Source organism: Pseudomonas sp. VA159-2 (assembly GCF_024126635.1).
Taxonomy (GTDB): domain Bacteria; phylum Pseudomonadota; class Gammaproteobacteria; order Pseudomonadales; family Pseudomonadaceae; genus Aquipseudomonas; species Aquipseudomonas muyukensis.
Genome location: NZ_JAMYBV010000005.1, coordinates 71,282 through 84,357 on the forward strand (window position 1 = coordinate 71,282; position 13,076 = coordinate 84,357).

Below are 13,076 nucleotides of genomic sequence, written 5' to 3' on the forward strand. Positions count from 1 at the left end.
CGCGCTCAAGGGCGCGGGCGTGGCGGGACCGGGTTTAGAAAACCGAGTTGTAGCCGCCCAGCTCGACCTGAACCGACTTGATGCGGGTGTATTGGGCCAGCGAGCTGACGCCGTTCTCACGGCCAACGCCCGACTGCTTGTAGCCACCGACCGGCATTTCGGCCGGCGATTCGCCCCAGGCGTTGATCCAGCAGATACCGGCTTCGAGCTTGTGGATGATGCGGTGGGCACGGCTGATGTCGTTGGTGCAGACGCCGGCGGCCAGGCCGTATTCGGTGTCGTTGGCGCGGCGGATGACTTCTTCCTCGGTCTCGTAGCTGAGGATGCTCATCACTGGGCCGAAGATCTCTTCCTTGACGATGGTCATGTCGTCGGTGCAGTCGGTGAACACGGTCGGCGCGACGAAGGCGCCCTTGGCGAAGTCGCCGTCCAGCAGGCGCTCGGCGCCGCACAGCACGCGGGCACCTTCTTCCTTGCCCTTGGCGATGTAGGACAGCACGCTTTCCATGTGGGCGAAGCTGACCAGCGGGCCGAAGTTGGTGTTCTCGTCTTCCGGGTTGCCAACGCGGATGCGTGCGACACGCTCGGCGATCTTGGCTTCGAAGGCGGCCTTCATCGAGGCCGGGATGAACACGCGGGTACCGTTGGTGCAGACCTGGCCGGAGCTGTAGAAGTTGGCCATCATGGCGATGTCGGCGGCCTTGTCCAGGTCGGCGTCGTCGCAGATGATCAGCGGCGACTTGCCGCCCAGTTCCATGGTGACTTCCTTGAGCGAGGAGCTCGAGGCGCTGGCCATGACTTTTTTACCGGTGGTGGTGCCGCCGGTGAAGGAGACTTTCTCGATGCGCGGGTGCTCGGTCAGCCAGGTGCCGACTTCGCGGCCGCTGCCGGTCAGGACGTTGAACACGCCGTTCGGCAGGCCGGCTTCGGTGAAGATCTCGGCCAGTTTCAGGGTGGTCAGCGAGGTGACTTCCGACGGCTTGAAGATCATCGCGTTGCCAGCGGCCAGGGCCGGGGCGGATTTCCACAGGGCGATCTGGATCGGGTAGTTCCAGGCACCGATACCGGCGGTCACGCCCAGCGGCTCGCGGCGGGTGTAGACGAAGGACGATTCGCGCAGCGGGATCTGCTCGCCTTCGATGGCCGGGACCAGGCCGGCATAGTATTCCAGCACGTCGGCGCCGGTGACGATGTCGACGTAGCGGGTTTCGGAGTACGACTTGCCGGTGTCCAGGGTTTCCAGCATGGCCAGCTCGTCGTTGCGCTCGCGCAGGATCTCGACGGCGCGGCGCAGGATGCGCGAACGCTGCATGGCGGTCATCGCGGCCCAGACTTTCTGGCCACGTTCGGCGCTCTCGACGGCCTTCTCGACGTCAGCCTGGGTAGCGCGCTGCACGTGGGCGAGGACTTCGCCGGTGGCTGGGTTGATGGCTTCGAAGGTGGCATCGCTGCCAGCGTCGACGTAAGCGCCATCGATGTAGAGTTTTTGCGTTCCGAAACGGGCCATAGTGTCCTCGCAAGTGCAGTGTGTGGTTGGCTACCGCGTCACGCTCCTGCCGCTTGGCTGGTCGCTGCGCGCGGCTGTTCAGCGGCCTGGTCGGTTGTGCCCAGGGTCTGCTGCTTAGCCAGTTGTAGATCCATGTATTCGTAAGCGATGCGTATTGCCTGCTCGGTGTCGAATGCGTCACCCGACAGGGCGCCACGCAGCCACAAGCCGTCGATCAGCGCCGCCAGCCCGCGGGCAGCCTTGCGCGCATGGTAAAGCGGCAGGACGCGGCGGAACTGGCAGCACAGGTTGGAATACAAGCGGTGATCGTTGATCCGCTGCAACCTGTGCAAAGACGGCTGGTGCATGCTGGAGGCCCAGAAGGCCAGCCAGGTTTTCATTGCCGGGCCGTTCACCTGGCTGGCATCGAAGTTGCCCTCGATGATCACCTTCAGGTGGGCGCGCGGGCTGTCATCCGTGAGGGCCTGCCGACGCGCGATCACGCCCTCGTTGAGCATGTTCATGATGTAGCGCATCGTCGCTGCGATCAGGCCGTTCTTGTCCTGAAAGTAGTGACTGATGATGCCGTTCGACACGCCGGCCAAACGGGCAATCAGCGCAATGCTGGCATCTCCCAGACCGACCTGATCGACCGCCTGCAAGGTGGCTTCGATCAACTGCTGGCGGCGGATGGGTTGCATACCGACCTTGGGCATCTTGCTATCTCCTCAGGCCTGCGGGCAGACGACGAGCGGCTGCCTCGGCGAAGGCCAGTCTATTTTGTTTTGATTGAACGTTCAATCAATAAAGAATAAGCTCTGCGACAATTTGTGCCATTGACAGTTTTCAGGACGGTCACAGAGGCACGAATCGACACCCCAGGAAATCGCGTAACCCCCGGAATACAAGGCGTTGACGGGCATGGGCGATGCAAAATACAGATTCTGCCGAGCGGTCACAGGCTGCGCGGTCGGCCCTTGGAGCGGGCCAGGTGTCTGTGGCGAATGCGCGCACCTCCACACGGAGAGCGTGGTTTTTCACAGGCGACCGGTCTGGTTTTTTTGCAACGTTTCTATTCGGGATCACGGTTTCCAGGGTGCTTTTATAACACCTGTCGCAGTAGGGCTATTGCACCAATTGCGTGGGAAATAACTGTTTAGCCTCCACTGCCGCACTGCCCGGAGCATTCGTGCAATGAGTTCTGCCTCCCTGACAAAGCCTCCCGCCGAGCGGGTACGGGTCAATCGCGTGGTGTTCTTCACCTCGGCGATGATGATCCTCGTTCTGACTGCCTTGCTGATCGCTGTACCCGATATCGCCGGCCAGGTGCTCGGTGTCGCCCAGAAATGGCTGACCCGTACCTTTGGCTGGTACTACATGCTGGTGATCTGCGGTTACCTGCTGTTCGTCGTCTACCTGGCCTTCTCCGACTACGGCAAGCTCAAGCTTGGCGGCAAGGACGACACCCCCGACTTCAGCTACGGCGCCTGGGCCGGCATGCTGTTCTCCTCCGGTATCGGTATCTCGCTGCTGTACTTCGGCGCCTCCGAGCCGCTGGACCACTACTTCAACCCGCCAGAAGGCACGCCCGCCAGCCTCGAGGCCGCGCGCCAGGGCCTGCAGCTGACCTTCCTGCACTGGGGCCTGCACGGCTGGGCAATCTATGCCCTGGTCGGCCTGGCCGTGGGTTACTTCGCCTACCGCCACAACCAGCCGCTGGCCCTGCGCTCGGCGCTGTACCCGCTGGTCGGCGAGCGCTGGGTCAAGGGCGGCGCCGGCCATGCCGTGGACATCTTCGGCATGTTCGTCACCCTGCTGGGCCTGGTGACCAACCTCGGCATCGGCTCGATGCAGGTGGCCTCGGGCCTGGAATACCTGTTCGGCATGGACCACAGCAAGACCAACCTGCTGGTGGTGATCCTGGTCATGGCCGGCGTGGCCACCGTGGCCGCGGTGTCGGGCGTGGAAAACGGCATTCGTCGCCTGTCCAACCTGAACATCCTGCTGTTCAGCGGCTTGCTGATCTTCGTGCTGCTCGCCGGCAACACCCTGCACCTGCTCAACGGCTTCGTGCAGAACGTCGGTGACTACCTCAACGGTGTCGTACTGAAGACCTTCGACCTCTATGTCTATGAAGGCGACAACGACAAGTCCGAGCGCTGGCTGGGCCTGTGGACCGTGTTCTACTGGGCCTGGTGGATCTCCTGGGGCCCGTTCGTCGGCATGTTCATTGCCCGTATCTCCAAGGGCCGGACCGTGCGTCAGCTGGTCAGCGGCGTGCTGCTGATCCCGCTGGGCTTCACCCTGGCCTGGTTGTCGATCTTCGGTAACACCGCGCTGGACCTGGTGATCAACCAGGGTGCGGTGGAACTGGGCAAGACCGCGCTCGAACAGCCATCAATGTCTATCTACCAGCTGCTGGAATTCTTCCCGGCCGCCAAGATCGTCATCGGCCTGGCAGTGTTCGTCGGCTTCGTGCTGTTCCTCACCCCGGCCGACTCCGGCGCGGTGATGATGGCCAACCTGTCGTGCAAAGGCGGCAAGGTCGACGAAGACGCCCCGCACTGGATGGTGGTGTTCTGGTCGGTGGTCATCACCCTGGTCACCATCGGCCTGCTGTTCGCCGGTAACTTCGAAGCCATGCAGACCATGGTGGTACTGGCCGGCCTGCCGTTCTCGGTAGTCCTGGTGCTGTTCATGTTCGGCCTGATGAAGGCCATGAAGCAGGACGTCGCGGCTGAAAGCGAGCGCGCCGAACTGGCCGCCCGTGGTCGTCGCGGTTTCAGCGAGCGTCTCAGCCAGCTGGACCTGCAGCCGACCCAGGCCGTGGTGCAGCGGTTCATGGACAAACAGGTCAGCCCGGCGCTGAAAGAAGCCGCCGAGCAGCTGCGTACCCTGGGCTTCGAGGTCGAGACCCGGGTAGGTCAATCGCGCAACATGATGGGCCTGCGGGTGATGATGGAAGAGGGCAACCCCTTCGTCTACGAAGCCAGCCTGGATGGCTACCTGGCCGCGCCGAGCGAGGCGCCGGTCGAGGGCGAGCCGGAAGTGCAGCAGCGCTTCTATCGCGCCGAGGTGTACCTGCACGACGGCAGCCAGGAGTATGACCTGATGGGCTTCACCCGCGAGCAGATCGTGCGTGATGTGCTTGATCAGTTCGAGAGCCACCGCCAGTTGCTGGGGCGTGTGTACAGCTGATATCGGCTGATCCCAGGCAAGGGCCCGGTTCGCGAGAACCGGGCCTTTTTCGTTTCGCCGGCGGCCTGCGCACTATCAACATGTAGTGCCTGGTGATACGGCGAAATGGCCACCCTGGTGCCTCTGTTCAATGGAGTGCACCCTCATGTCAACCGCGACACTTCCTCTCTTCGACTTCAAGGCGGTGGTTGCCCGGCAGTTCGCCGATCGACCCAGGCTGCGGCAGGTGCTGGGCGAGCAACTGCTGGCGCTGTTGGTCAGAAAACACCCCATTCTGGCGCGAGTGACGCCGGCGCTCGCTTCGGCGGATGCCTTGGAGTTGTTGATCCCCGACCCGCACAGGCAGTCCTGGCAAAGAAAACCGCTGCTCGATGTGGCCGTGCAGGCCGCGCTGGACGGCGCCGCGCTGAGCCTCGATCCGGTCGGCGGGCGCCACTTCGGCTTGGCGCTAGCTGAGCCGTACCGATTCCCGGGGGCTTCGGATCGTTTCGAGTACCACCAGATCGACGCGTCCGATGCCGAACTAGACGAGCTGCTCTTGGCGCTCCCCGACTATTGGCGTCAGGCGCAGGTGGATTATTGGCGCGCCGCTGGCCCGTCCGGTGTCAGTCGCGACCGCTGGTTGCAATTGGTGCTGAAGATGGCCCTGTTGCGCAACTTGCCGCTGCAGGGGCTGGATACTAATCAGCAAGCCTGCGTGCATGGGTTGCTTGGCCCGATCGCCAAGCGTCCGTCGGTCTTCGCGGTGAACGTGCAGATGACGTCCAAGGGCCAGCGCTTCAACGAACAGCAGGCGTGCCTGCTGGTGACCGGGGAATGGGATGAGCAGCAGGTGATCCTGTGGTGTTCGCCATCGAGCGTGGTCAGGGCCTTCGACTCGCTCGGCGACTTTGCCAGGGCGCTGCGTGACGAGTTGGCCGGTCGCCATCGCTTCGATGAGATGACCTGGCATCGTCAGGAGCTGGAGGGCGATGTGTTCGCCCAGCAGGCGGCACTGATGCTGGAAGCCATGTTTGCGCGGTCGCAGCAGGTTGTTGGCCGGGTGCTGGAAGGGGCGTCTGAGAAAAACCGCGTGATCGATGCCTTGAGCGATCCCGCGCAATGGTTCATCGACGGTTATTACCTCGCCCCGCCCCGCCAGGCCATGCTGCCGCCGGGTGTGGCCAGGGCTGGCGTGGCCAGCAGTTTTGCCTACCAGGATGCGCTGTTCGCGCTGGCGCTGGATCAGGCCGTCTCGCAGGGGGCACGGGCGTCGGATGGCATTGAGGATTTGCGCAGCTATACCCGTAAGCAGTTGCGTCAGGCCTTGCTGGAGGACCATCCGGTCGATGCCAACTACCAGTCGGATGACCTGATCCTCGAGCTCAAAAGCGCCGAGGGCGTGCCCGGAGGCGCCGCCACGGGGGCGGGCGGTGGCGAGCCGCTGGTGCCGCTTGCCGGCAAGTCGCTGACGGACTTCGCCATCGGCAACCTGGGGTCGTTGCAGGGCGCGCTCATCACGACGGTCAAGCATCGCGATGGCCAGTTGATCATGCCGTGGTTGACCGCCGATTACTTGCGGGCATTGGTTCAGCGCGTCGATATCGGTGGCCGATACCCCGCTTACGTGGCGCGGTCAATGGACGCGCAGCAAGGGCGCGCGCAGCGTGTCGAGCACTTCGCCAGGGAGTGGCGCCAGGCGCTGCTGTTCAGCGCGCTGTCGGCAAGGCTCGACGGTAGGCTCAGCGAGGCTGGGCTGCAGATTGTCACCGACTATGTGCGCGGCTTGGCCGATACGACTACCTCGCTGATGCCGCTGGCTTACACCGAGGTGGGGCCATCATCGCGCCATGACACCGTGCATGGCATGTATGTGCTGAGCTGCACCGCACCTGCGCGGGTGATCCTTTATCGGCCACTATACGGCCACGAGGCTGTGCGGGAGTTCAGCGACCTGGAGGCGCTCGGTAGCTCGATTCGTCAGTCGTCCACCTTGCGCGCCAGCGTTTTGCAATGGCTGGACGAGGATGCGCGCACGCATTACCACGGCGACCTCAGCGCCGATACCCTCCTGGTGCACGCTGGCATCGACCCTGGTCTGCTGCCCGAGCCGGCGCAGTTGGCTCAGCGCTTCTGGCACATCGATGTCGACACCAAGCTGTACAACGCCAATCGTGACTGGTTGGTAGCCATCGCCGAACAAGCGACGACCTCCACGGCGCAAAGCCGGTGGCGGATGTTCGAACAGGTAGCCTGGCTGTTGTTCCAGACTGCCGCGCCGTTGTTACGGGGGCCGGTCGCGGTGGTGGCATGGTTGACACAATCGGTCATGGCGTTTTCGAGCGATGTTTCGGCATTGCTCGAAGGTACTGCGTTTGATGCATCACAAGCGGTGGTGGACCTGGTACTCAATGTCGGCATGGTCTTGCTGCATAAGCAACTACCTGGGGTGACGTCCGCGGTGTCTGAGCCTGTGGCTGGGCTTGACTACACCTTGCACGGCTACTCGCAGGGCCGCGAAGCGAGCGTGGAGCCGACCCAAGGCAAAGTCGGTTTGCCTGGCGTGGTAGCGGATACGCAGTTGGACTTTTCCTGGCGTGGTAACGCTGGCTTCAACTGGCTCGATCCGCAGCGGCGCCAGGCTTTGCGCCAGTTGCGTGTGAGCGTGAACCTCGAAGGCATCGCGCCGTTGGGCGCGGGGGAGGCGAGCGGGCTCTATTCAGTTGATGGGCGGCTGTATGCAGTGATGGCCGATGAGGTCTATCCGGTGACGGTACTCGACGGTGAAGTACGCCTCCTCGATGCGCAGGGTGCGCCGCAGGCATGGATCACCCAGCAGGATGGTGCTTGGCGTATCGATGCCTCGATGAGGCTGGCAGGAGGAGGGCCCAAGACCCGCCGTGAGCTCAAGCAGCAGGAGAACCAGCGCCTGATCGTGGCACTGAAGGACGAAGAGAAAAGACTCATTACCGAATTGCTCAAGCTGGATCGGGAGTTCGCCAAGCATCGCGATTTCTACACCCGGGCGACTGCGGACTTGAGAGCGCTGCAAGCGGATCCGCGCGACGAACAACGTCTGCGACTCCAGCAGAAAATACAGCATCAGGCTAAGTTACGCGTCGTCGACGACCTGAGGATGCTGGTCGAGAAGGGGCTCGCGCAGGACAAGGTGGTTTCGCGCCTTGAGTCGATGAGGCTGACTGACCCCATGCTGCCGGAGGCGATCAGGTTGCAGCGCAATGCCACGCGTGAGGAGCTGCTTTCGCGTTGTGAGATCTACTACAACGAGCTGACCACCTTGATCAACGATGTGGACGTGCAAGCGTTGAGCGATGCCATGGCGATCCTTCCTGAGTCGTTGGAAGAGATCCAGTATTACCAGGACTTTTATACACAGCTGGAGCGAGTCATTGGTTGGGAGGGCGAGTTGATCAGCCTGTCTGTTGAGTATGACCAGCTATTGGAGGATACCCTGCGTGATGATTCTATCCTCTTCCAACCAGGCGCCGATGGCAGGCCAGCCGATAAGCAAAGGCAATTGCAGAACGTCATCGAGCAGCGCCGTTTGACCTCCACCGAACTGGCCTTCAGGCGCTTGACGGATCTCGCCGAGGCGAGTCTGAATCGTCTGGCGAGCGTTGATGAGAGCACCTTGGAGGCATATGCGCAGTACTTGTCCGGACCTGAGCTGGTCAGCGCGGGAGCCGCCCATGGGGATCTGGCGGGGAGCGGCGTGACCCTAAACGAACGCATCGATATTCTCACGGGGGTGCTGGAATCCTATGCCCAGGCCGAGGTCATGAGCCAATACCTGTCCAGTCTGGGAGGGGATGCAATTCGCCCGCCCCGATTGCAGGATTATCGCAAGGCGCTTCGAGCGTTGATAGAAAGCGCCGAGGACGCGTTGGGGCAAGCCGTTCGCGAGCAACAACTGGCTGAAACAGCGCTGCCTCGTCCGGCTGTATACGCGATGCGTGGCGGCAAGCGACGGGTAGTCAGGACTCAGCGTGGCAAGAGCATCGTCGGTGAGCACCGACAATTGGATGGCGAGGATGTCGTGCAGCAGACGGACTCGCGCAACTCGGTGCTTAAAACGTTTCGTCGCCAGGGGGAGGAGTGGGTCGAGGACGTCACCCTCCGTGATCCGCAACCTGCGCCAGTCGTCGACACTGGCAGGCTGGGAAAGCAGGGACGCAAGCTGGTCGGGCAGATCGAGTCGGTGGTCAAGTTGGCCAAGCAGTACGTCAAGACCGACGAGCCCAACGGGTTGTCCACTATCATCGACGAGCATATCGACAAGCTCCGGGACGTGCTGGGGGGCCTGCCGGATGACGCTGAGTACGTTGAGCTGCGCGAAGCGCTGGAGGCTGGAATCAACCGTTTGGACTCGTCTCGTCAAGACCTGCTCGAGGCCCTGTACCTGACGACGAGCCACCCGAATGCCGAGAGCCTGCGCTACCTGCTGGCGCGTGATCAGGTGACCGTTGTCCGCGTGCCTGGGCGCACGCCGCTCAAGGCGGATGATTATCTGGATGTCTACGAGATCCGGCGCAAGCTCAGAAAAGAGGGGCGCCCAGGGAGCGGCTTATGGGAGGCACACTTCCACTACCCGGCGGCGGATACCCCCAGGCGGCAGTTCAGCAAGGGGCATATCAAGCTCTGGGCCGAGCGCAAGCTGGGTCGGGAGGCCCAGTTGCGCGCGGCGCTCGCGCGCAATGAGTTGCTGCCGATCTACCGCGGCAATGTACAACTTGCCCAGGTGGACGGCTTGATCCCGTTCGATTGATGCCTCAGCGGTTGCTGTAGACCCCATGCCTGCCATGAGCGGGCATGGCCTGGTTGCCACGTTCGGCGATCATCTGGCGCAGGCTGATCAGTTCGACCCCCTGGCCCTTGAGCCGGGGGATCTCGCGTTCCAGTACTTCCAGCGTCTGCGGGTAGGGGTGTCCGATCAGTACCGCCGAGCCTTGCTTGCGCGCCAGCTCGATGCCTTTGCGCAGCTGCCCGGCAATGGCTTCGGTGGTGGGCTCGTCATCGAGGAACACGTCCCGCGAAACGTGCGCCAATCCCCGTGCCTGGGCCTCGGCTGCTGCCACGGTGGCCGCGCTGGTACGGCTGTCGACGAAGAACAGATGACGCCGTTGCAGATCCCCCATCAACCAGCTCATGGGTTCGCGCTGCGCTGTCATGCGGCTGCCCATGTGGTTGTTGATGCCCGCGGCATAAGGCACCTTGGCCAGGGCGTGGTCCAGGCGTCGGGCCAGTTCCTCGATGGCGATGCCTGGATGCCAGGCATAGGGCCCGGTGGCCGGGTCCATGGGCATGTGCAGGATCACCGTGCGCCCGGCCTTGTGCGCCTGGCGGGCGAAATCGCTGGCGTGCGGGGTGTCGGGCATGATCGCCATGGTCACCGGCCCAGGCAGTGCCAGGGTGCGGCTATCGCGCGCGCTGCTCTGGCCGAGGTCGTCGATGATGATGCTCATGTAGGCCTTGCCGGCCGGAGCCGCTTGCGCGACACCGGCCAACAGGCAGAACAGCAGGGACAGCAAATAACGCATGGCGCGGATCAGTCACCCTTGGTGATGTTCAGGCCCTTGAGCAGGCTGAGGGCCTGGCTGAGCTGGAAGTCGTTGTCCTGCGGGCGATCCTTGCGCTTGGCGCTGCCGCTCGGGCGGTCGGCGCCGCCGTTGCCGTTGCCGAGGTGACCCTGCAGGTCGGCTTCCTTGAAGTTGTCGGTGTCGGCCTCGGCGGTGAGCTTGGCCGGGCGCACCTCGATGTCCGGGACGATGCCCTGGGCCTGGATCGAGCGACCGTTGGGGGTGAAGTACAGCGCGGTAGTGAGCTTGAGCGCGCGGTCGTTGGCCAGTGGCAGCACGGTCTGCACCGAGCCCTTGCCGAAGCTGTCGGTACCCATCAGCACGGCGCGTTTCTGGTCCTGCAGGGCGCCGGCGACGATTTCCGAGGCCGAGGCACTGCCGCCGTTGATCAGCACCACCAGCGGCACGCCTTCGCTGGCGTCGGCCGGATCGGCGGAGTAGCGCAGTTCGGAATTGGCGATGCGGCCCTTGGTGTAGACGATCAGGCCCTTGGTCAGGAAGTGGTCGGCCACTTCCACCGCCGATTGCAACACGCCGCCGGGGTTGTTGCGCAGGTCGAGGACCACGCCGCGCAGTTTCTTGCCGTTGTCCTTGCGCAGCTTGGCCAGGGCCTTGCCCACCTCGTCGCCGGTCTTGACCTGGAACTGGGTGATACGGATGTAGCCGTAGTCGTTCTCCAGCAGCTGGCTCTTGACGCTCTTGACCTGGATCACCGCGCGGGCCAGCGTCACGTCGAACGGCGTGCCGCCATCACGCACGAGGGTCAGGGTGATCTTCTCGCCGATCTTGCCGCGCATCTTGTCCACGGCCTCGGTCATGCTCTGGCCGCGGGTCGGTGCGCCGTTGATCTTGACGATCAGGTCGCCGGCCTCGATGCCGGCGCGCGAGGCCGGGGTGTCGTCGATGGGCGAGACCACCTTGACGAAGCCGTCCTCCATGCCGACCTCGATGCCCAGGCCGCCGAACTCACCGCTGGTGCTTTCCTGCAGTTCCTGGAAGTCCTCGGGGCCAAGGTAGGCCGAGTGCGGGTCGAGGTTGCTGAGCATGCCCTTGATGGCATTCTCCAGCAGGGTCTTGTCATCCACCGGCTCGACATAGGCGGCCTTGATGCGGTCCATGACCTCGGCGAAGGTGCGCAGCTCGTCCAGCGGCAGCGGCGCCTTGGCGGTCACCTCGGTGGCCGGCACCGCGGCGGGCTTGGCCGCCATCGGCTTGGCCGGCTCGGCGGCAACGGCCAGGGGCGCGCCGACGACCAGGGCGATGGTCAGGGCCAGCTGGGTGAGGCGGGGCGAGTGCAGCATGTCGAACGAACTCCTGATCCTGTTGGTGCTCCTGCGGGGAGCATCGGTGCCGCCGTTTGGTGGGCGGCGCCGTAAAAGTAGCATTAACTAGCCGCGGCACCATTGCGCGGGGTCGCTGGGCCGGCCTTGCTGGCGAATCGCGAAGTACAACCCGGCGCTGTCCTGGCCGCCGCTGTCGCCGACGGTGGAGATCGCCTCGCCGGCCTTGACGATGTCGCCGGCGCTCTTGAGCAGGCTTTGATTGTGGCCGTACAGGCTCAGGTAACCGTTGCCATGGTCGAGGATGACCAGAAGTCCGGCGCCGCGCAACCAGTCGGCGAACACCACGCGCCCGCCATGCACCGCGCGCACCTGGGTACCGGCGCTGGCGCCGATCATTACCCCGTCCCACTTGGCCCGGGCATCGCTGCCACGGGCGTCACCGAAGCGCGCGAGCAATCGACCATTGACCGGCCATGGAAGTTTTCCCCGAGCGGCAGAAAAAGCGCCGCCATAGCTGGCGCCGTCGCTGGAAACCACCGGGCCCAGGGTGGTGCGGGCTTTTTTCGGGGCTTCTTCGGGGGCATTGTCACGGGCGGCGGCAAGAGCCTGGGCCTTGCGCCGCTGTTCTTCTTCCTGCCTGGCCAGCAGGGCGCGCTGGCGGGCTTCTTCAGCTTCGCGGGCCTGGCGGGCGAGGGTTTCCTCGATGGTCTTGAGCACCTTGCTCAGGTCGGCCTGGTCCTGCTCGCGGCTTTGCAGCTTCTGGTCGCGCGCTTTCATGTCGCTGTTGAGCTTGGCCAGTACCTGCTGGCGCTTGTCGCGTTCGGCGACCAGGGCCTGGCGGCGATTGTCGAGGTCGGCGCGCTGGCTCAGCAGTTGTTCCTGCTGGCGGCCGATGTCCTGCTCGACGTTGGCCAGTTGGCGCAGGGTTTCGTTGAAGGCGCGCAACTGCTCCAGGCGCGCCTGGCTCAGGTAGTCGTAGTAGGTCAGGGTGCGGGCGAACTTCTCGGGGTTCTGCTGGTTGAGCAGTAGTTTGAGGTATTCCTCGCGGCCGTTGTTCTGGTAGGCCGAACGGGCCTGGATGGCAATCAGGCGTTGTTGTTCAACGCGGGCGCTCTGGAGTTTTTTTTTCTCGTGATCAAGGCGCTCCAGCTCGCCCTCGGTCTTTTTTAGTTCTTTTTGCAGCGCCTCCACTTGTTTCTCGAGGTTGCCGATATCGGTCTCGGTGGACTTGAGGTCTTTCTGCACGCCGGCTTTTTCTTCCTGGAGCTTGCCCAGCATTTTTTTCAGCTCGGCGATGTCCTGGCGGGTGGCGTCCAGCTGTTGCTGGGTCTGTGCGCGCTCATCGGCGGCGAAGGCCGGGGTGAGCAGGCATGACAGGGCGAGTAGGATGAGGGCGCGGAGCATGGGGTTGGGCGTACCAGGGATGGAGACTGGCCTAGTATGCCCGCGCGGGCCTGCAAAAAAAACGCCTCGCGGCGTGTGCGGCGAGGCGTTTGTCTGGAATCCAGGTGTTTTAGCGCTGCCGTTCGCCGG

Annotated in this window: 7 protein-coding genes; 2 read left to right on the plus strand and 5 right to left on the minus strand. The window is 63.6% G+C overall.

The window, feature by feature from the left end:
* Positions 1-34 precede the first annotated feature (34 nt).
* Both betB and betI read right to left on the minus strand, forming a co-directional pair.
* A complete protein-coding gene (gene betB / locus NJG22_RS06670) occupies positions 35-1,507 on the minus strand; it encodes a betaine-aldehyde dehydrogenase (RefSeq protein WP_253093319.1) in 1,473 nt (490 codons plus the stop codon).
* A 38-nt stretch (positions 1,508-1,545) separates the two neighbouring features.
* The gene (gene betI / locus NJG22_RS06675) at positions 1,546-2,202 is read right to left on the minus strand and encodes a transcriptional regulator BetI (protein ID WP_186656587.1); all 657 of its coding nucleotides are present in this window, start codon (positions 2,200-2,202) and stop codon (positions 1,546-1,548) included.
* 535 nt (positions 2,203-2,737) lie between these two features.
* On the opposite strand from betI, the gene NJG22_RS06680 reads away from it, so the two are divergent.
* Positions 2,738-4,684, plus strand: coding sequence for a BCCT family transporter (locus NJG22_RS06680; protein WP_253093443.1), 1,947 nt, complete (start codon positions 2,738-2,740; stop codon positions 4,682-4,684).
* A gap of 145 nt (positions 4,685-4,829) precedes the next feature.
* Complete coding sequence (locus NJG22_RS06685) at positions 4,830-9,449, plus strand: DUF6543 domain-containing protein (RefSeq protein ID WP_253093320.1); 4,620 nt, start codon at positions 4,830-4,832, stop codon at positions 9,447-9,449.
* A gap of 4 nt (positions 9,450-9,453) precedes the next feature.
* Here the strand turns inward: NJG22_RS06685 and NJG22_RS06690 are convergent, their stop codons facing one another.
* The 3 genes from NJG22_RS06690 to NJG22_RS06700 form a co-directional block, all read right to left on the minus strand.
* Complete coding sequence (locus NJG22_RS06690) at positions 9,454-10,221, minus strand: divergent polysaccharide deacetylase family protein (RefSeq protein ID WP_253093321.1); 768 nt, start codon at positions 10,219-10,221, stop codon at positions 9,454-9,456.
* An 8-nt stretch (positions 10,222-10,229) separates the two neighbouring features.
* Positions 10,230-11,561 (minus strand): S41 family peptidase, encoded by a 1,332-nt coding sequence (locus tag NJG22_RS06695; protein WP_217852096.1) that lies wholly within the window; start codon positions 11,559-11,561, stop codon positions 10,230-10,232.
* A gap of 87 nt (positions 11,562-11,648) precedes the next feature.
* Positions 11,649-12,947 (minus strand): murein hydrolase activator EnvC, encoded by a 1,299-nt coding sequence (locus tag NJG22_RS06700; protein WP_253093322.1) that lies wholly within the window; start codon positions 12,945-12,947, stop codon positions 11,649-11,651.
* Between the last annotated feature and the right edge of the window lie 129 nt (positions 12,948-13,076).